Below are 20,629 nucleotides of genomic sequence, written 5' to 3' on the forward strand. Positions count from 1 at the left end.
CAATCATGTGGCCCACATTCGAAGAAGGAGGTTGCATCCGTGAACACCCGGCTTTCCCTGCTCGCCGCCGCCTGCGTCCTCGCCCTGGCGGCCTGTGGCAACGACACCACCCCCGCCGATAACGCGACCCCGGCCGCGACCCCGTCGGACACCGCACCCGCCGACACCACGCCAACGGACACAGCCGCCGGCACCCCGGCCACCACGCCGACAACGCCCGGAAGCGACGCCGGCACGTCGGCGACGCCGGCGGCGACCCCGGCCGGCAGCGACAAGCCGGCGGCAACGGTCGACAACTGCAGCACCGTCATCGAAGGCAACGACGCCATGCAGTTCAACGTCGGCTCGATCACCGTGCCGTCCTCGTGCAACGAGTTCACCATCACCCTCAACCACACGGGCCAGATGCCGGTGGTGGCAATGGGTCACAACGTCGTGGTCAGCAAGGCGTCCGACCGCGAGGCGATCGCCGCCGCCGGCATGGGCGCGGGCGTGGATGGCGACTATGTGCCGGCTGACGACGCACGCGTGATCGCCCATACCGAACTGGTCGGCGGCGGCGGCACCACGTCCGTCACCTTCCCGGTCAGTGCGATCCAGGGCAGCGGCCCGTACGAGTTCTTCTGCAGCTTCCCGGGCCACTGGGCGGTGATGCGCGGCTCGATCCAGGTCGGATAAGGCCTGCCGCGCAACGTCCCGCCCCGGCGACAGGCCGCGGGCGGGATCTCGCACGCATGCCGGGCACGCGCCCGGCATTGCCCGAAATGACCTACGGAGCACCCCCATGCGCTCTTCCAGCATCCAACTCACCACGATTGCGTTGGGCGTCCTGCTGGCCGCCGGCTGCACCGCCCCCGACGATGACGCCGGCACCGCGGCCGCGCCGGATATCGCGGAACCGGCCTCCGCCCCGGCGCCCGGTGGCACGACACCCGAACCGGCGCCGGCAGACACGGCCCCCGCCGCATCCGTACCGGCGCGCTTCCAGGGCGATTACGCCGCCGACGCTACCGCCTGCACGTCGCCAGGCCATGAGAGCGAACTGAGCATCGAGGCTTCGCGCATCGCCTTCCACGAGAGCAGCGGCGGCATCACCGCGGTCGACACCCGCGGCAATGACATCGAGATCACCGCGCAGGTGACCGGCGAAGGCGAGACCCGCGACGTCACCTACAGCTTCAGCCTGTCCGAGGATGACCAGACCCTGACCGACACGGTCAACGGCATGGCGCGCCAGCGCTGCGACTGAACGCCCGGCGCCGCGCCCGTCGAAGCGGGGGCGCGGAACCTCAGCCGCAGTGGCCGCAGCAGGTGCTGCCGCCGCTGATGTGCACGTCCTGGTCCAGCGGGGTGGCCGCCCAGCCCAGGGTGGACAGCACGTCCTGGACCTGCGCACCGGTGGCGACGGTCAGCACTTCCAGGCGGCCGCGGGCGGCGTCGAGCGCGATCCGGGCGTCCGGGTCGAGGGGGCGCAGCGCGGTGGCGAGCACGCCGGCGTCGGGATTGATGGCGGACACTTGGAACTGCATGTGTTTTCTCCGGTACACCGGTGGATCCGGTGCATGCATGGTGCTGGCGACCGCCGGGCACGCCCTTGACCCGGGTCAACCGCGGGGCAATCGGGCGCCGCGATGGCGCAGTCAGGTTGCGCCTACCCCCGCCAGTTGGCGTGGCGCTCCCAGAACGCCACGCTGCGCGCGTAGGCTTCGCGGTCCAGCGGGACGCCGGAACCGCCCTCTTCCACCCCGAGCGCGTTGCGCATCATGGTGATCGGAGCCATCGGCGTTTCCACCGGTTCGGCGGTGTACATGCAACCCACCACGCCGAAGTCGGCATCGATCACGGTGCCTTCCTTCGCCAGCTGCGCGCGGTCGTACAGGATCACCACCAGGTAGTCGGCCACCGGCGGCTCCAGCCCTTCGAACCAGCGCACCAGCACCGGCAACTCGCCGGTACTGCGCGCCTCGTACGCCGAACGCAGCAGGTGCCGGTTGGCCTCGGTGATCGGCGCGGCCAGGCAGCGCGTCGATGTCCAGTTGCGATGGACGTGCAGCTTGCAGAAAGGCGCGTAGCCTTCGAGCACGTCCAGTGGCGGCACCTCGTTGAGATGCCGCTCGAACTGTTCGGGCGTGCAGTCCTGGATGGTGTTGCGCCGCTGCTCGCGGAACAGCCGTGAGCGGGCGAACTCGGTAAGCACGATCGACATGCGTGGTTCCCGTTGCGGAGGGCCGCCGATTATCGCCCGTGTGCGCGGGGCGGTCGGATCAACCCGCCAGCAGCGCGACGATCCGGTCCACGTCCGCCGGCTTGACCAGGTGGTGGTCGAATCCGGCGGCCTGCGAAGTAACGTGGTCGTGCGCTTGGCCGTAGCCGGTCAGCGCGATGAAACAGGCGCTCCCCGTGCCCGCGCGTCGACGCAGGTGGCCGACCAGCTCGTGGCCGGTCATGTCGGGCATGCCGATGTCGAGGATGAAGGCGTCCCAGTCGCTCCGCCGATCCGCCAGCACCAGTGCCTGCTGGCCATCGGTGGCCACGGTCACGTCATGCCCGAGGAGCTCCAGCACGGTCGCAAGGGTGTCCGCGGCGTCGCGGTTGTCGTCCACCACCATGATCGACTGCCGGCGCGTGGCGACGCGCGGCGCGGGCGCGGCATCGTCGGGCAACCGTTCCACTGCCGCGCGCGGCAGCACGAACTCGAACGTACTCCCGCAACCCGGGCCCGGACTGACCGCCCCGACGGTGCCGCCGTGGCCGCGGACGATGCTGCGCACCAGCGCCAGGCCGATGCCGAGCCCGCCCTGCGAACGGTCGGGCGTGCGTGCGGCCTGGGTGAACAGGTCGAACGCGTGGTTCACCAGCGATGCGTCCATGCCCTGGCCGTTGTCGGCCACCTGCACCGCCACCGTATCCTCCGAGCCGATCACGGCCACGCGGATGCGACCACCCGGCGAGGTGTACTTGGCGGCGTTGTTGAGCAGGTTCGACACCACCTGCACCAGCCGGTGACGGTCGCCGAGCACGATCGCCGGGCCGCCTCCTGTCTCGACCGAGAGCCCGTGCCGCCGCGCCTGCAGCGCCGGGCCGGCCTGCTCGACCGCGGCATTGACCACGGCGCGCATGTCCACCGGCTCGCGGTCGAACACCACAAGCCCGCGGGTGACCCGCGAGACATCGAGCAGGTCATCGACCATCTCGGTCATGTGGGCGACCTGGCGCGAGATGATCCTCGCCGCCTCCTCCACCCGCGGCGCGTCATCGGGCACCAGCCGCAGCAGTTCCGCCGCGGTGCCGATCGGCGCCAGCGGATTGCGCAATTCGTGCGCGAGCATCGCCAGGAACTCGTCCTTGCGCCGGTCCGACTGTTCCAGCGTCTCGATCAGCTGGCGGCGCTCGGTCACGTCCAGCACGGTGCCGATCATCGACACCGGCCGCAGTGCGTCGCCCTCGCCTTCAAAGGCAACCTGCCCGCGGGTCATCGTCCAGACCACGCGCCCGTCGCGGTGCCGCAGGCGGAACTCCTCGGCCACCCGACCGTCGCTGCCGGGTGTAAACGCCGCCGCCAGTGCCGCGTCCACCCGCGGCCAGTCGTCGGGATGCACCCGTCGCCCGAGATCCTCGCGCGAGTAGTCACTGCGCTCGGGATTGGCACCCCAGATCTCCGCGGTGCGTCGGTCGAACCGGATCACGTCTTCGGCCAGGTTCCAGGTCCACGTGCCAAGTTGCGCCACCTCCAGCGCCAGCGCACCGCGCTGCTCCGACAGCCGCAGGTCGCGCTCCACCCGCTTGCGGTCGGTGATGTCGATCGACGCGCCGATCAGGCCAACGAGTTTCCCGTCGTCGTCCAGCAGTGGGGCCTTGGTCGAGATCCAGGTTGCCGGGGTGCCGTCGGCGAGCTGGATTTCCTCCTCCACCTGTTCGGGGATGCCCGTCTCCATGATCCGCCGGTCGTTGGCCATCACCTCCTCGGCCTGCGCCGGGTCGGCGAGCAGCTCGCGGTCGGTGCGGCCAATGAACCCTTCGGGCGGCACACCGAGTAGCGTGGACACCCCGCGGTTGCCCACCAGTAGGCGCCCCTGGAGGTCCTTGGCGTAGGCCACGCCGGGCACCGCCTCGGTGAATGAGCGCAACAGCGCCAGGGCGTGGTCGCGCTCCTCCAGCGCCAACTGCACCCGTTCGGCCGATCGTGTCGCCGCCTCGTGCTCCTCGCGGCGATGGGTGATGTCGTGGAACAGCACCGCCATCCCCTGGTCGACGGGGAAGGCACGCACCTCGAACCAGACCTCGCGCCCGTCCTGGAAGACATGCGGGTAGTCCATCGACTCGGCGTGCCTGCGCGCCATCACTCGGCGGTACATCGCGCCAAGGGGAGCATCGAAGGTGCCGGGGTACAACGTCCATTGCACGCCGCCGATCAATGTTTCGCGGTCCATGCCCAGCAGGCGTTCGGTCTCGGTATTGACCTCGAGCAACCGGAAGTCGTGATCGAACAGGACGAACGCCTCTTCCATGTTCGCCAGCACCTGCCGGTGTCGCGCGTCGCGTTCGGCCAGACTGCGCTCGAGCTGGACCTGCCCGGTGATGTCGTTGCAGGCGCCGAACATGCCCGCCACCGCCCCGCTGTCGTCGCGCACCGGTGCGAAGAAGTAGGAGAACCAGGTCTCTTCGGGGAACCCCTTTCGCTCAAGCACCAGCCGCATGCGCGGCACCTGCACCGGCTCGCCTGCCGAGACCGACTCGACGATCGGCGCCAGCTCCGCACGGATCTCGGGCCAGACCTCGTCGAGGATGTCGCGGCCCAGCGCCCACGGGTGCTTGTCCGCGAGGATGGTCGCGTAATGGTCGTTGTAGAGGAAGGTCCTGCTGGGGCCCCAGACGATGTACATCGGCTGGTTGGACGCCAGCATCAGCGATACCAGCGTGCGCAATGCCGCCGGCCATGCGTCCACCGGGCCCAGCGGCGTGGGCGCCCAGTCGGTGGCGCGCAGGCGCTCACCCAGTTCACCCCCGCCGTCCAGGAAACGCAGCCCGGGTTCGGTCATCGTTGGCGACTCTCCCGCAATGGCTTGAGCCGCCCGATCATACCGAAGGGCACTGGGCTAGAGGGTCGACGTCACGTCGCCGCCCTGCCCGCGCAGGAGCTCGGCCGCCTGCGCGCGCTGGTCCATCGAGTAGGCATGCACTACAACGGTGGTGTTGCCCTCGTCCATCGCATCGCGGGTGGCCTCGACCATGCGGTCGTGGTCCGGGCGCAAAGACACCAGTCCGCCGGCCCACAGGCCGGCCACGGCACTGAAGAACACGATTACCAGCGCCGCCGCCACCGGCGAGCTGACGATGAATCGGATGCCCATGGCATGCAGCACCGCGAACAGCAGCAGGCCGCCGACTACGCCGGCGATACCGAACCACAGGTGCGCACGCACGATCGTCCGCCAGATGCCCCGACTTTCCGGCTCCAGCTTGCGACCCGGGAGCGACCCCGTGCCCGGCGTGACCACCTGCACCTGCGCCGCCGCGAGCGACAGCGCCGAGGCGACCGCTTGGGCCGCACGGCGCGCGCTGGCCTCGTCGGGGAACACCGCGGCGACCTTGCTGTTGGACAGTTCGCCGGTGATGGGGGAGGTTTCCGACATGACCCGACTCCGATGGGGAATGCCGGAAGCCTCGCCTATGCACGGTTGCGGGGTTGTGAGAACGATCGGGCAGCCACGCGGAACAGTTGCGCCGACAGCAGCCAGGGCAGCACGAACAGCCCGATGAACAGTGCAAGCGCACCGTGCCCGGAAAACAGTGCATAGACGGCGATTGCTCCCTGCGCGAGCGCGGCCGTTGCCATCGCGACCGCCATGCCCCGTGGCCGGAACCACGCCAACACGGCACCGAGCAGCGCGACCAGCAGGACCCCGCCGAACAGCAGGTTGGCCGGGTTGTCCTCGTTGCCGATCATCCCGACCGCGAGGTTGACCCACACCGTCACGAACGCGGTCACGATCGCCACCGCGACGGCCGCCCGGTAGGCGGTATTGCCGGAGATGCGCATGGCAACCTCGTAACCGCCGCATGCTGCCGCCAGCAGGATGCCCATGGTGATGAAGTCCTCCGGGCCCCAGTCCACCTCGGGGGTGAACCGCATCGCCACGGCGGGCAGGGCCAGCAGCAAGGCCGCCCCGCCCCAGATCGCCAGGCTCCAGCGGTTGCCCCGCGCCGCGCCGTTGTCGCCGATACCCTGTGCCATTGCCGGTCTCCACGTTGGGTGTGACGCGGAGATTGCCCGCCCCGGATGAAGCTCCTAGGGTGCCCGTGTGAAGCGAGTGCGAAGCACGCCCTACCGGGTCTGTTTCCCGCTCAGGGAGCCCACCGGGACTGACGGGCCGCGCACCGGTACCATGCGCTCCGCGGAGGCCGCCCGGCCCCGCCTCCCGATCCCGGAACCAGAACATGCGCAAGCTTCAACGCGCGGCCTTGCTTGCCGCCTGCCTCGCCGTGGCGCCCGCCGCCTCGGCCGGCGATTTCTTCCTCAACGGACAGCTTGGCCGCATCGAGCTCGACAGCGGCATCGACGACGCCGACAGCGACCTGGTGCAGGCCAGCGTCGGCTACCGCTGGGGCATCGGAATGGCGCAGGTCGGCCTCGAGGGCGGCCTGGGCCGGATCGAGGAGCAGGATGCCGAGATCCGAAGCCAGTACCCCGACGGCTACGTCGACCACGCGTACACCATGCAGTCGCGCTACGGCTTCGTCGGTGCCAACGCGCGCATCAAGCCGCCGCTGCTGCCGGTGTACTTCATCGGCCGCGCCGGCTACCTCGGGCTGGAGCGCGAGCTGGATGAAACCATCGTCGACTACCCGGTGGATACCGCTCCGGTGACCGACCGCCGGCAGTTCAAGGAGAACGACGGCGGTACGTACGTCGGCGTGGGCGTCGGCACCACCATCCTGCCGCTGCTGGACGTGGGGGTGATGGTCAACCAGTACCGCTACTCGCAGGTGCAGTACGACGCGGTGTCCGACGAGTACCGGCTGTCGCGCGACAAGCGCAACGCCCGCAGCGTGACCGTGACGGTGGAATACCGGTTCTGATTGCCCCAAGCACGGACACGAAAAAGCCGCCCCGATGGGCGACTTTTTCGTTGTACCGGTCAGTGCGTCTTGCGGTCGCCGCGGTCGCCCTGGCCGGCCCTGGTTTCGTGCTTGGCCTCCTTGCGCACGTCCTGGCTCAGCGAGCGGCTGACATCGTCGCTCTCGCTGAACCGGCCCTCTTCGTCGCGCCGCACATAGCGCTTGTCGCCCTTGTTGGGTTCGATCAGTTCTCGCTTGCTGGAAGCCATGACGGTCTCCGTTGTGGGGTCCCACGTGGATACATCGATCGGCATGAAACCGGCGCGAATCCTGCCAGGGCGTACGCGTGCGCTTCATCATGAATGGGCTACACCGGCGGCTCCCCCCGCTGGAGCCCCCCATGACCCACCACGACCAACCCGCCACCGTCCCCGCCGTCGACCTGCAGCGCTACCTCGGCACCTGGTACGAGATCGCCCGCCTGCCGATGCGCCACGAACCGCCGGACTACACCGACATCACCGCCACCTACTCGCTGCAGGACGACGGCAAGGTGCGGGTCGAGAACCGCGCGCGCGACGGCGACGGTGCCCCCCAGGAGTCGGTGGGCGAGGCAACCCCGGTGCCCGGCAGCAACAACAGCAAACTGGAAGTCAGCTTCCTGCCGGAAGGCCTGCGCTGGGTGCCGTTCACCAAGGGCGACTACTGGGTGCTGCGGATCGACCCCGACTACCGGATCGCCCTGGTCGGCAGCCCGGACCGCAAGTACCTCTGGCTGTTGGCACGCACCCCCCAGATCGACCCGTCCGAACGGATGGACTATCTCGCCACCGCACAGACGCTGGGCTACGAGCTGGACGAGCTGATCGATACGCCGCAGCGCGGGGCCCCGGCCTGACGGGGTTGGATACACCCGCCAAAGAAAAAGCGCGCCCTGAGGCGCGCTTTTTTTTCGCATCTGACCGACCCATGGGCCGGCGGGGTGCGTCTCAGAACCGGACTTCGGCGCCGAGCATTACGGTATCGGCGCGGTTGAAGTCGTACTCGCCGTAGTAGTCGTACTCGTAGTCGCTGAAATACACGTGGTTGGTGTAGGTCAGGCTCAGGTTGAAGTTGTCGGTCAGGTCCACACCGAGGCCCACGCCGGCATAGCCGCCGTCGACATCCATGTAGTAGTCGTCGTCAGCCGTCCAGTAGCCGGCGCGGACAATGGCGAACACCGGGCTGTCGGGACCGAAGTTGAAGCGCGCGGTCGCACCGATGCTGGCGTAGTCCACCTTGGCGTAGGTGTAGAGACTGTCCCGGGTTTCATCCAGCCGGCCGGCGGCCGCCTCGATTCCCACCAGCGTCACCGCGCCGGCCTGCCAGCGATAGCCCGCGTTGACCGCGAGCGCGGACTGGTCGACGTCGTCGAACACCCAGCCCTTGCCACCCTGCACGCCCAGGAAGAACCCGCCGCGGTCTTCGATCAGCCTGTCACGCGGTGGGGCCACGTAGCCGTGCGCCTGCGCGTCGGCCGGCTGCGGCTGCCAGGTGGCCTGGTCATCAGCCTGGGGAGCCGCGGGCGCCGCGGGATCGGTGACCCGCTTGGCCGGATCAGCCTCGGTGCCGGCCTGCGGCTGCCACACCTCGATCGGCGTGTCCTGGGCGTGTGCGGTGGATGCCAGCACGGCACCCGCGGTGACGGCGGCCATTGCCACCATCAGCCTGGTCTTCTTCATGTACTTCCCCTGTAGTGATCAATCGGACGCGTGACTACGCGCCGAGCCGGACTTCGCGCAAAGCGGCGAACCGACCGGCCGCATTATCCGTCAGCCACCCGAACGCGCGCGAGCGGCGCATACTCGCCTCGCCCGACTGCGCCGCAGCCGGCATACGCGTCAGGAGCAGCACATGAGCAAGGGTCTGGACAAGAAGAAGGAACAGAAGAAGAAACCGGCCAAGTCGATGAAGGAGAAGAAGGCAGAGAAGCGCGACAAGAAGACCACCAAGGCGTTCGCCCCGGTCTAGGACCCGCCGGCGCCCGCCCTTGTCTACCCGGGCTGGAACACCGGCCCCAGCATCCGGAACGTGCCGGCGTCCGCATCCATCTCCACCTGGCCGCCGTGCGGCACGATGAACTGCTCGCGTATGTGCCCGATCATGGCCCCGCGGTAGGCAGGGACGCCCAGCGGCCGGATGTGGTCGTCGAAGATCTGGTCCAGGGTGAGTGAACCGTACCCCTCGCCGGGGTCGCAGTCGGTGCAGTCGCCGAAGATGAAACCGGCGATCCGGTCCAGTGCCCCCATCAGCTTGAGGGTGGTGAGCATGCGGTCGACGCGGTAAGGCGCCTCCTCCACGTCCTCCAGGAACAGGATCCGGCCGTCGAAGTCCGGCAGGTACGGCGAGCCGGCCAGGCCCACCAGCACCGACAGGTTGCCGCCGACCAGCTCGCCACGCGCCTTGCCACCGGTGATGGTCAGCGTGCGGTTCTTGCGCGGCACCAGCTCGTCGCCGGCGTCGACCGGGTTCCGGTAGCGCATCAGCTCGCGTTCGAAGAACAGGCGCCGGAACTGGTCGACGTTGAAGGCATTCCAGCTCGCGGCGCCGATGGGCCCGTGGAACGTGACCAGCCCGGCGCGGGCGAGGATCGCGCAATGCAGCGCGGTGATGTCGGAGTACCCCAGCAGCACCTTCGGGTTGGCGCGGATGGCGTCGTAGTCCAGCAAGGGCAACAGCCGTGCCGCACCGGCCCCACCGCGCACGCAGACGATGCCGCGGACCTCGTCATCGGCGAACATCGTGTTGAGGTCCCCGGCCCGCTCGGCGTCCGTACCGGCCAAGTGGCCACGCCGCGCCGCATAGTGCGCCCCCGTCTTGACCTTGAAGCCCAGCGCCTGCAGCACCTCGGTCGCGAGCTGCAGGTTGAGCCGCTCGTCGGTGGCCGACGACGGACTGACCAGCGCGACCGTGTCGCCCGGGTTGAGCGGCACGGGCAGCAGCCGCCCGTTCCGCGGCGCCGCCGCGAGTGCGGCGCCTGCGTTGCCTACCAGTGGCAGGAGTCCCAAGAGCGCCGCGCCCTGGATGAAGTCTCGCCTGTGCATGCCTTGCTCGCCGGTCGTGAACAGGGCCGAGGTTAACGCAACACATGATGGCTCGCCCCGCCGTCACCGAGGGCGCTCACGGGTTGCCGGTGGTCGGCGGAGGGGCGACGGGCTGCTACTCGACCGCCACGAAGGGCGGGTTCGTGCAGCGGCGACACCAGAAGTACAGTTCCGCATCATCGTCAAGGAGAATCGATCCGGTGCCGTACTGCCGGATCGTCCAGGTACCCGCCCTGCCATCCACCAGGGTGATGTGCCCACGAACCAGGCACGGTGACCATGGCAGCACGTGCATGTATTGGCTCCGGCTCACCGGTTCGCTGTTCTCCAGTGCGCGCCTTACCGCGTCCTCGTCCAGCAGGAAGTCCCGGCATGCGCCCGCATCCACATCGGGCGAGGCGGCACCGTTCTCGGTGATGTTCAACTCTTCCGCGACCAGGACACGCTCCGCCTTCGCCCCCGTCGCTTGGCCACCCGGCGCCGACAGCACGCACGCCGAGACCAGCAAGCCGGTGACGGCCCAAAGCCCACTGCGCAGCATGCTCACCATGACGCGCTAGCCGCCTCCGTCGGAGTCTTGTAGGACACCTGGGGATGTCGATATACCTCTTCTGCAGCCACCTTCAGCGCGCGACGAAGCTCGCCGACGAGCCACCGCAGTGCAGTGTTCTGCTGGTCGGTCACCCCGACGTACAGAAGCTCGTCGGCGCCACGAACCGTCCCGAAGTCGGGGTTGCGCGTGTACTCGCCAACCAGTTCGATACCGATGCTGTCGCGGTTGGACGGGAAGCGGTCGGGGAATGCCTTTGCGTGCTCCATCCTGCTGCGGGTACGCAGCGACGTGCCCTGCAGGCGCTTCAACTCGGCAGGCGCACACGCGTGCCGCTCAAGACAGCGCGAGCGAAGCAACCCGACGTGGTTGGCGCGCTTGTACAGCGACGCGGTCTGGTAAACCCGCCCGTCCTTCTCGATCAGGAAGTGGGCGCCGATCGCGCTGGCGCGGTAGCTGTTGAACGTGGACTGCGCGGTCGACGCCCCGGTCTGATGGACGACGATGCCGTTCACCACCGGCATGTCGCCGCGCTCCAGTGATGGGAACCGACGAGCTTCGACCCGCACGCTGCGAATCATCCCGTCCTTGTCGATACGAAACATGCATCCTCCTTGATGGCAAAAGCCGCGATCCTGCGGCGCGGCGAAGTCTGCCGCGCGCTCGGTGCGCTTGCAAACGGCGGGGTCGCGCGCTGGTCGCGTCACCGTCTACTTCGACCCCGAAGCCCTACGGCCCGCACTGCCACCGCCCGACGAACTGTCGCCGGGCGCCGTCGGCGCGGTGATAGGTGAGCGTGGCGGGACGCGCGGGCGACTCGCCGCCGCCGATGGCGGGGCCGGTCACCACGATATCGACGGTCTTGCCGGCGCCGGTGAAGCGGGCGCCGTCGAGCATGGCGTCGAAGCCGCCGGGTGCAGCGACCGGTTCCACGTACGAGCCGACCTTCACCAACCCCCGCGCGGGATCGGCCGAGGCGACGTCGCCCATCGCCAGCAACAACGGTGAGTCGCCGGCAAGCGCGAAACTGCAGGCGAGCTCGCCGCCCAGCGCGGCCGCCTCGATGTCCGCCGCTCCGAGGGGTGCCAGGACAATCTGCGAGCCGTCGCCGCCGACGGTCGAGTCGCCAACCGCCGCGTCGGGCGACGCAGTCGATGACGGTGCACTGTCTCGGTCAGTACCGGTGTCGCCGGCCGCGTCGGGCATCTCGGTCCCGGCGTCCGGGGCCTCGCCAGGGCGACCACCCTGCCCGGCGTCGCGGTCCGGCCCCGAGCAGGCCATCAACGCCAGCGAAATCGCCATCAAGAACAACACGCGGCGACGCAATCCGCGCGGGCAACGAGCTCCGAGGCAGGAACGGGTCACGATCAGCATGGGCAGCACCTGAAGGCGGGGGCCCGCAGGTTGTCACAGCCGGTTTGAGCTCCCGATGAGGAGCAGCCCAGCGAACTACTCGCCCAGCAGCCGCGCCATGTCCGCGTCCTTCTCGCGCCACAGGCCGTTCATCCATTGCTGGAAGTGCACGCGGAACGCGCGGTCATTCTGGTAATCGCCGTGCAGCAGTTCCTGCGGGATGGCGCGCTGCCGCACGTGGACGTGGATCGCCGGCACGCGGTCGGCCAACAGGTCGATCATCGACGGACGGCCGCCGGGATAGGCGATGGTCACGTCAAGGATCGCGTGTAGGCCCTCCCCCATCGCATCCAGCACGAATGCCACTCCGCCCGACTTGGGCTTGAGCAGGTGCCGGTACGGCGCTCCCTGGGCGGCATGCTTGGTTGGGGTGAACCGGGTGCCCTCGACGAAGTTCATGATCGCCACCGGGATCTCGCGGAACTTCTCGCAGGCCCGGCGGGTGGCGGCGATATCGCGACCGGCCAGCTCGGGACGGCGCGCGATCTGCTTGGGGGTGTGGCGACCCATGAACGGAAAGTCGAGCGCCCACCACGCCAGTCCCAGCAGGGGCACCCAGATCAGCTGCCGCTTGAGGAAGAACCGCATCAGCGGGATGCGCCGGTTGAACACCTTCTGCAACACCACGATGTCGACCCAGCTCTGGTGGTTGGCCAGCACCAGGTAGTGGCCGTCCGCCCGCAGCGCGACATCCTCCTGCAGGTGGATCGGCGTATGGAAGAACCGGTCCCAGAGCCGGTTGTTCACGCCGATCCAGCTTTCGGCCACGCCGGTCAGCAGCGGGTTGCTGGCCTTGCGCAGCCGCGCCGACGGCAGCAGCGCCTTGACCAGCGTCACCACCAGCAGCGGCACGACGTGCAGCACGGTGTTGGCGGCAAGCAGCAGGGAGACCAGGGTCACTCGCAATGGGGCCATGGGGATGCGGAAGGCTCTACGGGGTGGCCATTGTCCCGTAAACCGGGCCGGCCGCATTTGTCCGATTCCGGGCTTCGTTCGTGGACAATTACCCCATGCGAACCTTCGTACTCAGGGCGCGGGCCGCCCCCACCGACAGCGCCAGGCTGCTCGCGTCGGTCGGCCAGGAAGCCCACACCGAGATCCTTGCGCACACGCTGATGAACGCCATCTTCGTGGCCCAGTCGCACCGGCCGGACGTGGTGGTCTACCTCGTGCTTGAGAGCACGCAGGATTTCTCCCGCACCATCCGCTTCGACGCCAACGCCATGCACGACATCGGCGGCTTCAACGAACAGGCGCTGCTGGGCAAGGTCGCCAAGGCGCTGGACGCGTCCCGCGGGATGGGCAAGGAGGAGTCGCGGCCGGTGGAATCCGGCGTCGAGGTGCGCACCGTCAGCTTCGAGCGGCTGGTGCAACAGCTGGCCGCGGACCACCAGTTGTTCGTGATGGACCGCAAGGGCACGCCGATCGGGGAGCAGGTGTTCGACGGCAACCCCTGCTTCCTGCTGACCGACCACATCCCGATGCCAAAGAAGACGTTCCACAGCCTCGAGCGCCTCGGCGCGAGGAGGATCACGCTCGGCAGGACCATGCTGTTCGCCTCGCAATGCGTGGTGTTGATCCACCACGCGCTCGATCAGGGTTAGGGTTGAGGGGCCACCACTGCCCGCCGGAACGCACCACGCATGTTCGCGATTGACCAAGTCCTCCTCCTCGCCGCCGTGCTGATCCTGCTGGGCGTGGTGTCCAGCAAGGCGTCCGCCCGGCTCGGGCTGCCGGTGCTGGTGCTGTTCCTGATCGTGGGCATGCTGGCCGGCGAGCGCGGCATCGGTGGCATTGTCTTCGACAACCCGGGGGCGGCGCATGCCCTGGGCACCCTGGCGCTGGCCGTGATCCTCTACGACGGCGGCCTGCAGACCCCGGTCGCGTCGATCCGGTCGGTGTGGAAGCCCGCCTCGGTGCTGGCGACGCTCGGCGTGCTGGTGACGGCGGTGGTCACCGGCCTGGCCGCGGCGAAGATCCTCGACTGGCCGCTGATGAACGGCCTGCTGATAGGCGCCATCGTCGGATCAACCGACGCCGCCGCGGTGTTCGCGCAGTTGCGCAACGCCAACATCCACATCCGCAAACGGCTGAAGGCGCTGCTGGAGGTGGAAAGCGCGTCCAACGACCCGATGGCGATCTTCCTGACCATCGGCCTCATCCAGGTCATCGCCAACGACGTGCCGCTGGGCCTGGGGCTGCTCAAGCTGTTCCTGATGCAGATGGGCATCGGCGCAGCCGTCGGGCTGGGCGTGGGCTGGGGCGCAGTGGGCCTGCTCAAGCGCATCCGGCTGCAGGCATCGGGCATGTACCCGGTGCTGGTGACCGCCTGCGGCCTGCTCGCGTTCGGCTTGGCGGCCAACCTGGGCGGCAGCGGCTTCCTGGCGATCTTCATCGCCGGCACGGTGGTAGGCAACAGCCACTTCGCGTTCAAGCGCAGTGTCTTCCTGTTCCATGACGGCATGGCCTGGCTCGCCCAGATCACCATGTTCGTGGTGCTGGGCCTGCTGATCGACCCGATCGCGCTGCTGGACGTCTGGATCCAGGGGCTGCTGATCGCGCTGGTGCTGATGTTCGTCGCGCGCCCGCTGGCAGTGGTCCCGGTGATGCTGCTCTTCGGTTTCAGCAAGCGGGAAACCACCCTGGTGTCCTGGGTCGGCCTGCGCGGTTCGGTGCCCATCGTGCTGGCGATCTTCCCGTTGCTTTTCGAGCTCCCGGGTGCGCCGGTGATCTTCAACGTGGTGTTCTTCGTGGTGCTGATCTCCGCGATCCTGCAGGGCTCCACGCTGGCCACGGTCGCCCGCCGGCTCGGCCTGGCCGAGGCGCCGCCCGCCCAGCCCGCCGCAACGCTGGAGATCACCTCGCTGGGCAACGTCAACGCCGACATCGTCGAGTACACGCTGGGGCGCGACTCGCGCGCCGTCGGCCGGCGCCTGTCACGCATGGCGCTGCCCGAGGACACGGTCATCGCCATGATCACCCGCGGCGAAGAGGTGATGCCGCCGCGCGGCTCCACCGTCCTGCGCGCCAACGACCACCTGTTCGCAGTGCTGCGGCCGATAACCCGGCCGTTCGTCGACCGCACGTTCTCCCAGGCCGCCGACATCGGCGCCGCCGAGCCATTGCCGCGGGTCGAGCTGCGGCTCAAGGGTGGCACCACGGTGGAGGACATCCGCAACTCGTACGGCGTGCACCTGCCGGCCGCCGACGACGACACCCTGGAAAGCGTGATTCGCCAGAACCTGGAGACGGAACCTGCGATCGGCGCGAGCGTCATGCTCGACGGCACGCGGTTGCGCGTGTGCGGGATGCTCGGGACGCGGATCGCGACCGTCGGTATGTTGGCCGCCGAATCCGACCCCGACGAGGAACCCACGGAACGCTAGCCGCGCCACCGGCCGCGGGGACGGTCAGCCCGGTGTCTCCCCGTCCAGCACGCCGTTCCGCCGGTGCCACTCCTCCAGCGATTCCTCCGGGAACCCGTCGACGTGGACATCGTGCCGGCCATCTGGCACGTCGACCCACGCCGCCCTGGAGTCCAGCAACATGTGGACACGCTCGCCCGGATGGGGCAACGGGCTGTCGATGGCCGATGCGTGCGGGTGCACCAGCTCCGGCCACTCGGGATCGAACAGCCATAACGCGCTGCCACACCCGGTGCAGAAGTGCCGCTGTCCGGAGCTGATCCGGCAACCGCCATTCCCGTCGGGGATGCGCGCGTGGTAGACGCCAAGGTGTCCGCGGCCCTCCACCTCGAGCGTGTCAGCGCGGGCACCCAGGTTGACCGCGCTGCCACCACCGCCCGCGGTCTTGCGGCAGATGGAGCAATAGCAGTGGAGGAACGGCACCGGCGCATACGCGTCGCAGCGGAAGCGCACCTTGCCGCAGTGGCAGGATCCCTCGAGTCGCATGGCCGTGGCCCCGGGCGGAGCTGCCGAAACTAGCCGCGGTGCCGTGGAGGCCACGTGGCGAGTGTCGCTGCGACGCCCGCGTTGCGATGCCACCGCCCCTGTCAGTTCGCGCCGGCAAATCTCGTGGATAACCGGTGCGCCCACCCTGGGCGACCGTTGCCGCGCTCAGCGCGACGAGAGAACCAAGGAGATCCGATGAAAGGCAAGTTCGCACTGGTCGCCACGCTGTGGCTCGCAATGGGGGGCATCGTCGTAGCGTCCGCACTGCCGGAGAAGCCGATCCCGAAGTACCCGCAGCTCCCGTCCTACCCACCGCTCGACGCGACCGAGTTGCGACTGCAGAAGCTGGAGGCATTGGTGGCCCGGCAACAGGTGGAGCTGCAGGCGCTGCACGCACAGAACCAGGCGCTGCGTGCGGACCTCGCCAATGTGGCGTCCATCAATGACTTCGTGAGCCTGACGACCGTCCACGGGCGGCCGACTGTCCGCTTCAGCTCGGTCAACCTGCAGGTGGTCAATGGCGCCGGGTCGGAGACGACCAATGGGCTTGGCAATGTCGTGATCGGCTACGACCAGCTGCGAAATACGGACTCCGTGTATGCCCCCGAGTGCTCGCGTGGGATCGGAATCGGCGAACCGTTCCACCACCCGATCACCACCCAGGCGGAATGCATCGCAGCGGGCGGTATCTGGGGGCTCAACCACAAGGGCGGATCACACTATCTGGTGGTCGGAAGCGAGCATAACTACAGCGGCTGGTCGGGCATCGTCTCGGGCTACGGCAACACCAGCAACTCGCCCAGCGCGAGTGTCGTCGGAGGGCAGTACAACCAGGCCACCGGCTGGGGTTCGGCGGTTTCCGGTGGCGCAGGGAACCGCGCCTCCGGCTATATGTCGAGCGTCACGGGCGGGCACGACAACCTGGCCAGTGGACAGGATGCAAGTGTGAGCGGCGGGTACGGCGGGACAGCCAGCGGCCCGCAAGCCAGTATCGCGGGAGGAAGCGTGAACGTGGCTGCTGGTGCCGCGGCCAGCGTGGGTGGCGGCGGCGGCAACACCGCCTCGGGCAATGGATCGAGCGTCAGCGGCGGTCGGGACCAGGAGGTGACCGACACTTTCGGCTGGACGGCCGGCGGCAACTGATCGCCCGTTCCCCGCTCGCGATTGTTCCTGGCGATGCCCGCCCCTTCCCTTCTCGTCGGGGGAAGGGCGCGGGCATCACTTTGTCTGCGGCTCATGTCGATCCCGGCGTCGCACGTCCGTCGGTATGGTCAGGCCGGACATTCCGGCCTCACGCACATCCCGCCTGCCCAATGAGGACCTGCCCATGATTCCCAAGAACACGATCTGCCTGTGGTACGACGGCGACGCGCTGGAAGCCGCGAACTTCTATGCCGCGACCTTCCCCGACAGCCGCGTCGACGCCGTCCACCACGCCCCCGGGGACTATCCCGATGGCCAGCAGGGCGACGTGCTGGCGGTCGACTTCACGGTAATGGGCATCCCCTGCATGGGCCTCAACGGCGGCCCGGCGTTCAAGCACAGCGAGGCGTTCTCGTTCCAGGTGGCGACCGACGACCAGGAGGAAACCGACCGCTACTGGAATGCGATCGTCGGCAACGGCGGGCAGGAAAGCGAATGCGGCTGGTGCAAGGACAAGTGGGGGCTGTCGTGGCAGATTACCCCGCGCGCGCTCACCGACGCCTGGACCGACCCGGATCGTGCCGCGGCCAAGCGCGCGTTCGACGCGATGATGAAGATGCGCAAGATCGACGTCGCCGCCATCGAGGCGGCGCGTCGGGGCTGAGCGGAAGGCTTCAGCCGGCGGGCACCAGCCGGTGCGACGGATCCTGGCAGACCACCAGCCCGCCCTCGGCGGTCGGCGCGCCGACAGCCTGCACCCGCATCCCCACGGCCAACGCCTCCACGTCGACCGGCCCGGCCTGGCAAAGGTTCCAACGCGCGGGCAGCTCGACCGGCACCGCGCCACGGCCAGCAACGTCCACCCGCACCACCGCGTTGCCGTCATAGGCCCAGGGCTGGGTGTCGATGGAAGCGACGGTGCCCTCGATCGTCAGCGCACCGGCGTCCGGTGCGTCGGCGACGGCGGGATCACCGGCCGGCGCCGTGGTGCAGCCCGCCAGCGCGAGCGCGCAGGCCATCGGGAAAAACAAGGAAGACATGTGGCGCATGGGCGGTCCTTGGTAGTGGGTGGTCGGTCAGTCGCCGAGTATGGTCGAGATCAGGCCGTCGGCCATCGGTACCAGGTAGCAGGTGTCGTCGCCCTCGAACGGCCGCGGGCTTACGTCACCCGCTCGCCGGCCGCCACGCGGACGGGCACCTGGTCGGCGGGGGCGGCTTCGATGACCACGCGCAGCCGGCCGGTCTCGCGCGACAGGCGCAGCCCGCGATGCCGCACCAGGTAGTTCACCGCCACGGCGGCGGCGGCGATGCCAGACAGCGCTCCCACGGCCAGGGCCCAGCGCGCGCCAAAACGGTCCACTACCCACCCCACCAGCGGCGCACCCAGCGGGGTGCCGCCCATGACCACCGCGATCCGCAGCGCCAGCACCCGGCCCCGCATCACCCGCTCGGTGGTGAGTTGCATCATCGAGGTGCTGGCCGTCATGAAGGTCAGCGCGGCCAACCCCACGAAGAACAGCACCACCCCGAACAGCATCGGCCCTGGCATCACCGCCGCCAGCGCCACGCTGACGCCGAACCCCGCCGCCGAAACCGCCATCAGCACCATCCCCGGCATCGGGCGACGGGCCGACAGCAGCGCGCCGCTCATGGTGCCGGCCGCCATCGCCGAGGTCAGCAGGCCGTACTGGCTCGCGTCGCCGTCGAACACCGTGACCGACATGGTGGAAATGAAGATCGCGAAGTTGAACCCGAACGTGCCCATCAGCAGCAGCATCACCAGCACCGCGACCAGGTCCGGCCGTTGCCACACGTAGCGGAAGCCGGCCAGCAGGCTGCCACGCGTATGTGCCGGCAGGGCCTCGGTATGCAGCTCGTCCAACCTCAGGAAATACAGCGACACCAGCACCGCCGCGTAGGACACCGCGTTGACCACGAACAGCCAGCCCTCGCCGATGGCCGCGATCAGCACGCCGGCCACCGCCGGGCCCAGCATGCGGGCAGCGTTGAACGACGCGGAGTTGAGCGCGACGGCGTTGGCCAGGTGCTCGTCGCTGACGAGGTCGGAGACGAATGCCTGTCGCGCCGGCGCGTCGAACGCGGTGACGCAGCCCAGCCCCAATGCGAAGCCGTACACGTGCCACAGCTGCACCACGCCGGCCAGCGTCAGGAGGCCCAGCCCCAGTGCCAGCAGCCCGGCAGCGGCCTGGGTGGCGAGCAGCAGCTTGCGGCGATCCCAGTGGTCGGCGGCGTAACCGGTCAGGGGCAACAGCAGCAGGGGCGGCCCGAACTGCAGCGCCATCACCGTGCCCACCGCCGTCGCGCTGTGGTCGGTCAGCACGGTCAGCACCAGCCAGTCCTGGCCGATGCGTTGCATCCAGGTGCCCACGTTGGAAACCAGCGCCCCGCCGGCCCACAGCCGGTAGTTGTAGCTCCTGAGCGACTGGAACATCGTGCTCAAAGGGTTGTGCGCCTCGGCTTGCTCGGGACGCCGACAGTACCAAGCGGGTACGTGGACGATCCGTCAGGTGGTGCCGGCTTCGTGCTTCAGGGCCGCATACTGGCGACCACGACGCCGCAGCCGCGGCCCGGCGCCCCACGCGCCCTGGTGCACCCCATGACCGACTCCGACAAGCCCCACTGCAGCGCGTGCGATGCCGTCTGCTGTCGCATGACGGTGGCGCTGCAGCCGGGCGACCGCGTCGCCGAGCACCTCATCGACTACACCCCCGAGGGGCTGGAGGTGATGGCGCGCGACGAGTTCGGCTGGTGCGTGGCGGTCGACCCGGCCGGTGGCGGCTGCACGATCTACCACTCGCGACCGGAAGCCTGTCGCTACTTCCGCATGGGTGGCGCGCACTGCATCGAGGCGCGCGCCGAGTACGCGGACCGCAACGCACGCGGGATCCCGCTACGGATGTACTGACCACCCCGCCGGGGTTCTCCCGCGCCGCTGAGCCGTAACGCTCCGGTCACCTCCGCCGGCGCATGGTCCTCTTGCACTGCGACGCAATGTCGTAACGGCACTCAGCCGCTGATTCGTTTGTTCGCGTCCCCTACTGAGCCTCTGCGTCCTGCCTAGTGCAGGACTTCGGCTTCGGCCATTTTCGATCCGGTGATTTCCGGGTCGCCTCACGAGGTGACACCATGAACAACATCAACAGCAACGACAAGAACAAGACCCCCCAGACTGCCCCGGCGTCCGGCAGCGACTCGACAAGCCAGGGCAAGGACAGCCGTTCGGCTGCCCCCGCCGGCAAGACCGGGCAGGATGGCAGCAAGGACGCAGGCAAGAGCAACCAATCCCCGTCCAAGTCGTAATTCCGACTGACAGGTAGCCACAAAACACCGGCCGGGATTCCCGGCCGGTGTCTTGTTGTCTGGTGATCGACGGCGAGGGCGTCCGGCCTCACTCGCGATACGGTGCATACTGCAACGCGCGGCGAACCACCACGCCGTGTCCGCACCCC

The 20,629-nt window shown here is 68.8% G+C and carries 25 protein-coding genes; 10 read left to right on the top strand and 15 right to left on the bottom strand.

Translation table 11 applies throughout. The features are described from left to right. Nucleotides 1–39 precede the first annotated feature (39 nt). A complete protein-coding gene (gene azu / locus ACKVMH_RS04190; RefSeq protein WP_412699349.1) occupies nt 40–678 on the top strand; it encodes an azurin in 639 nt (212 codons plus the stop codon). A gap of 106 nt (nt 679–784) precedes the next feature. Continuing rightward, nucleotides 785–1,249 carry a hypothetical protein gene (locus tag ACKVMH_RS04195; RefSeq protein ID WP_412699350.1) on the top strand — a complete coding sequence of 155 codons (465 nt, stop codon included), beginning with the start codon at nt 785–787 and terminating at the stop codon, nt 1,247–1,249. 40 nt (nt 1,250–1,289) lie between these two features. Here ACKVMH_RS04195 and ACKVMH_RS04200 read toward each other — a convergent pair whose 3' ends face one another. The 5 genes from ACKVMH_RS04200 to ACKVMH_RS04220 form a co-directional block, all read right to left on the bottom strand. Further along, nucleotides 1,290–1,529 carry a hypothetical protein gene (locus ACKVMH_RS04200; RefSeq protein WP_412699351.1) on the bottom strand — a complete coding sequence of 80 codons (240 nt, stop codon included), beginning with the start codon at nt 1,527–1,529 and terminating at the stop codon, nt 1,290–1,292. A 122-nt stretch (nt 1,530–1,651) separates the two neighbouring features. Beyond that, nucleotides 1,652–2,206 carry a DUF3228 family protein gene (locus ACKVMH_RS04205; RefSeq protein WP_215220062.1) on the bottom strand — a complete coding sequence of 185 codons (555 nt, stop codon included), beginning with the start codon at nt 2,204–2,206 and terminating at the stop codon, nt 1,652–1,654. A gap of 58 nt (nt 2,207–2,264) precedes the next feature. Continuing rightward, complete coding sequence (locus tag ACKVMH_RS04210) at nt 2,265–5,039, bottom strand: hybrid sensor histidine kinase/response regulator (RefSeq protein ID WP_412699352.1); 2,775 nt, start codon at nt 5,037–5,039, stop codon at nt 2,265–2,267. 57 nt (nt 5,040–5,096) lie between these two features. Further along, complete coding sequence (locus ACKVMH_RS04215; protein ID WP_215220060.1) at nt 5,097–5,633, bottom strand: hypothetical protein; 537 nt, start codon at nt 5,631–5,633, stop codon at nt 5,097–5,099. Nucleotides 5,634–5,668: 35 nt separating this feature from the next. Beyond that, nucleotides 5,669–6,235, bottom strand: a complete 567-nt coding sequence (locus tag ACKVMH_RS04220; protein WP_412699353.1) for a hypothetical protein — start codon at nt 6,233–6,235, stop codon at nt 5,669–5,671. Between the two features lie 203 nt (nt 6,236–6,438). On the opposite strand from ACKVMH_RS04220, the gene ACKVMH_RS04225 reads away from it, so the two are divergent. Beyond that, complete coding sequence (locus tag ACKVMH_RS04225; protein ID WP_412699354.1) at nt 6,439–7,080, top strand: outer membrane beta-barrel protein; 642 nt, start codon at nt 6,439–6,441, stop codon at nt 7,078–7,080. Between the two features lie 59 nt (nt 7,081–7,139). Here ACKVMH_RS04225 and ACKVMH_RS04230 read toward each other — a convergent pair whose 3' ends face one another. After that, complete coding sequence (locus ACKVMH_RS04230; RefSeq protein ID WP_412699355.1) at nt 7,140–7,328, bottom strand: hypothetical protein; 189 nt, start codon at nt 7,326–7,328, stop codon at nt 7,140–7,142. 131 nt (nt 7,329–7,459) lie between these two features. Between ACKVMH_RS04230 and ACKVMH_RS04235 the strand changes: the two genes are divergently transcribed. Beyond that, nucleotides 7,460–7,957, top strand: a complete 498-nt coding sequence (locus tag ACKVMH_RS04235; protein ID WP_215220056.1) for a lipocalin family protein — start codon at nt 7,460–7,462, stop codon at nt 7,955–7,957. Nucleotides 7,958–8,048: 91 nt separating this feature from the next. Here the strand turns inward: ACKVMH_RS04235 and ACKVMH_RS04240 are convergent, their stop codons facing one another. The 6 genes from ACKVMH_RS04240 to ACKVMH_RS04265 form a co-directional block, all read right to left on the bottom strand. After that, on the bottom strand, nt 8,049–8,780 hold the full coding sequence (locus ACKVMH_RS04240; RefSeq protein WP_412699356.1) for an outer membrane protein: 732 nt from the start codon (nt 8,778–8,780) through the stop codon (nt 8,049–8,051). A gap of 312 nt (nt 8,781–9,092) precedes the next feature. Then, complete coding sequence (locus ACKVMH_RS04245) at nt 9,093–10,142, bottom strand: S66 peptidase family protein (RefSeq protein ID WP_215220054.1); 1,050 nt, start codon at nt 10,140–10,142, stop codon at nt 9,093–9,095. A gap of 115 nt (nt 10,143–10,257) precedes the next feature. Beyond that, nucleotides 10,258–10,689, bottom strand: a complete 432-nt coding sequence (locus tag ACKVMH_RS04250; protein ID WP_412699357.1) for a hypothetical protein — start codon at nt 10,687–10,689, stop codon at nt 10,258–10,260. Beyond that, a complete protein-coding gene (locus tag ACKVMH_RS04255) occupies nt 10,686–11,297 on the bottom strand; it encodes a peptidoglycan recognition protein family protein (protein ID WP_412699358.1) in 612 nt (203 codons plus the stop codon). The genes ACKVMH_RS04250 and ACKVMH_RS04255 overlap by 4 nt, the downstream gene beginning before the upstream one ends. Before the next feature lie 124 nt (nt 11,298–11,421). Continuing rightward, nucleotides 11,422–12,006 (bottom strand): hypothetical protein, encoded by a 585-nt coding sequence (locus ACKVMH_RS04260; RefSeq protein WP_412699359.1) that lies wholly within the window; start codon nt 12,004–12,006, stop codon nt 11,422–11,424. Between the two features lie 135 nt (nt 12,007–12,141). Further along, on the bottom strand, nt 12,142–13,020 hold the full coding sequence (locus tag ACKVMH_RS04265; RefSeq protein WP_412699360.1) for an acyltransferase: 879 nt from the start codon (nt 13,018–13,020) through the stop codon (nt 12,142–12,144). A 95-nt stretch (nt 13,021–13,115) separates the two neighbouring features. Here ACKVMH_RS04265 and trmY point away from each other — a divergent pair, with 95 nt between their 5' ends. Both trmY and ACKVMH_RS04275 read left to right on the top strand, forming a co-directional pair. Further along, nucleotides 13,116–13,709 carry a tRNA (pseudouridine(54)-N(1))-methyltransferase TrmY gene (trmY, locus tag ACKVMH_RS04270; protein WP_412699361.1) on the top strand — a complete coding sequence of 198 codons (594 nt, stop codon included), beginning with the start codon at nt 13,116–13,118 and terminating at the stop codon, nt 13,707–13,709. 39 nt (nt 13,710–13,748) lie between these two features. Then, a complete protein-coding gene (locus tag ACKVMH_RS04275) occupies nt 13,749–15,491 on the top strand; it encodes a potassium/proton antiporter (protein ID WP_412699362.1) in 1,743 nt (580 codons plus the stop codon). Nucleotides 15,492–15,515: 24 nt separating this feature from the next. Here the strand turns inward: ACKVMH_RS04275 and ACKVMH_RS04280 are convergent, their stop codons facing one another. Continuing rightward, a complete protein-coding gene (locus ACKVMH_RS04280) occupies nt 15,516–16,016 on the bottom strand; it encodes a GFA family protein (protein WP_412699363.1) in 501 nt (166 codons plus the stop codon). A 195-nt stretch (nt 16,017–16,211) separates the two neighbouring features. On the opposite strand from ACKVMH_RS04280, the gene ACKVMH_RS04285 reads away from it, so the two are divergent. Next, nucleotides 16,212–17,159: a hypothetical protein gene (locus tag ACKVMH_RS04285; RefSeq protein WP_412699364.1), complete on the top strand. Its 948-nt coding sequence runs from the start codon at nt 16,212–16,214 to the stop codon at nt 17,157–17,159. A 184-nt stretch (nt 17,160–17,343) separates the two neighbouring features. Beyond that, nucleotides 17,344–17,823: a VOC family protein gene (locus ACKVMH_RS04290; RefSeq protein ID WP_412699365.1), complete on the top strand. Its 480-nt coding sequence runs from the start codon at nt 17,344–17,346 to the stop codon at nt 17,821–17,823. Between the two features lie 10 nt (nt 17,824–17,833). On the opposite strand, the gene ACKVMH_RS04295 is transcribed toward ACKVMH_RS04290, so the two are convergent. Then, nucleotides 17,834–18,199, bottom strand: coding sequence for a hypothetical protein (locus ACKVMH_RS04295; protein WP_412699366.1), 366 nt, complete (start codon nt 18,197–18,199; stop codon nt 17,834–17,836). A 119-nt stretch (nt 18,200–18,318) separates the two neighbouring features. Continuing rightward, the gene (locus ACKVMH_RS04300) at nt 18,319–19,611 is read right to left on the bottom strand and encodes an MFS transporter (protein WP_412699377.1); all 1,293 of its coding nucleotides are present in this window, start codon (nt 19,609–19,611) and stop codon (nt 18,319–18,321) included. Between the two features lie 165 nt (nt 19,612–19,776). Here ACKVMH_RS04300 and ACKVMH_RS04305 point away from each other — a divergent pair, with 165 nt between their 5' ends. Beyond that, nucleotides 19,777–20,085: a YkgJ family cysteine cluster protein gene (locus tag ACKVMH_RS04305; protein WP_412699367.1), complete on the top strand. Its 309-nt coding sequence runs from the start codon at nt 19,777–19,779 to the stop codon at nt 20,083–20,085. Nucleotides 20,086–20,306: 221 nt separating this feature from the next. Next, a complete protein-coding gene (locus tag ACKVMH_RS04310) occupies nt 20,307–20,480 on the top strand; it encodes a hypothetical protein (protein WP_412699368.1) in 174 nt (57 codons plus the stop codon). The last annotated feature ends 149 nt before the right edge of the window (nt 20,481–20,629 follow it).

It is taken from the genome of Lysobacter zhanggongensis (assembly GCF_046638635.1).
GTDB lineage: Bacteria > Pseudomonadota > Gammaproteobacteria > Xanthomonadales > Xanthomonadaceae > Novilysobacter > Novilysobacter luteus.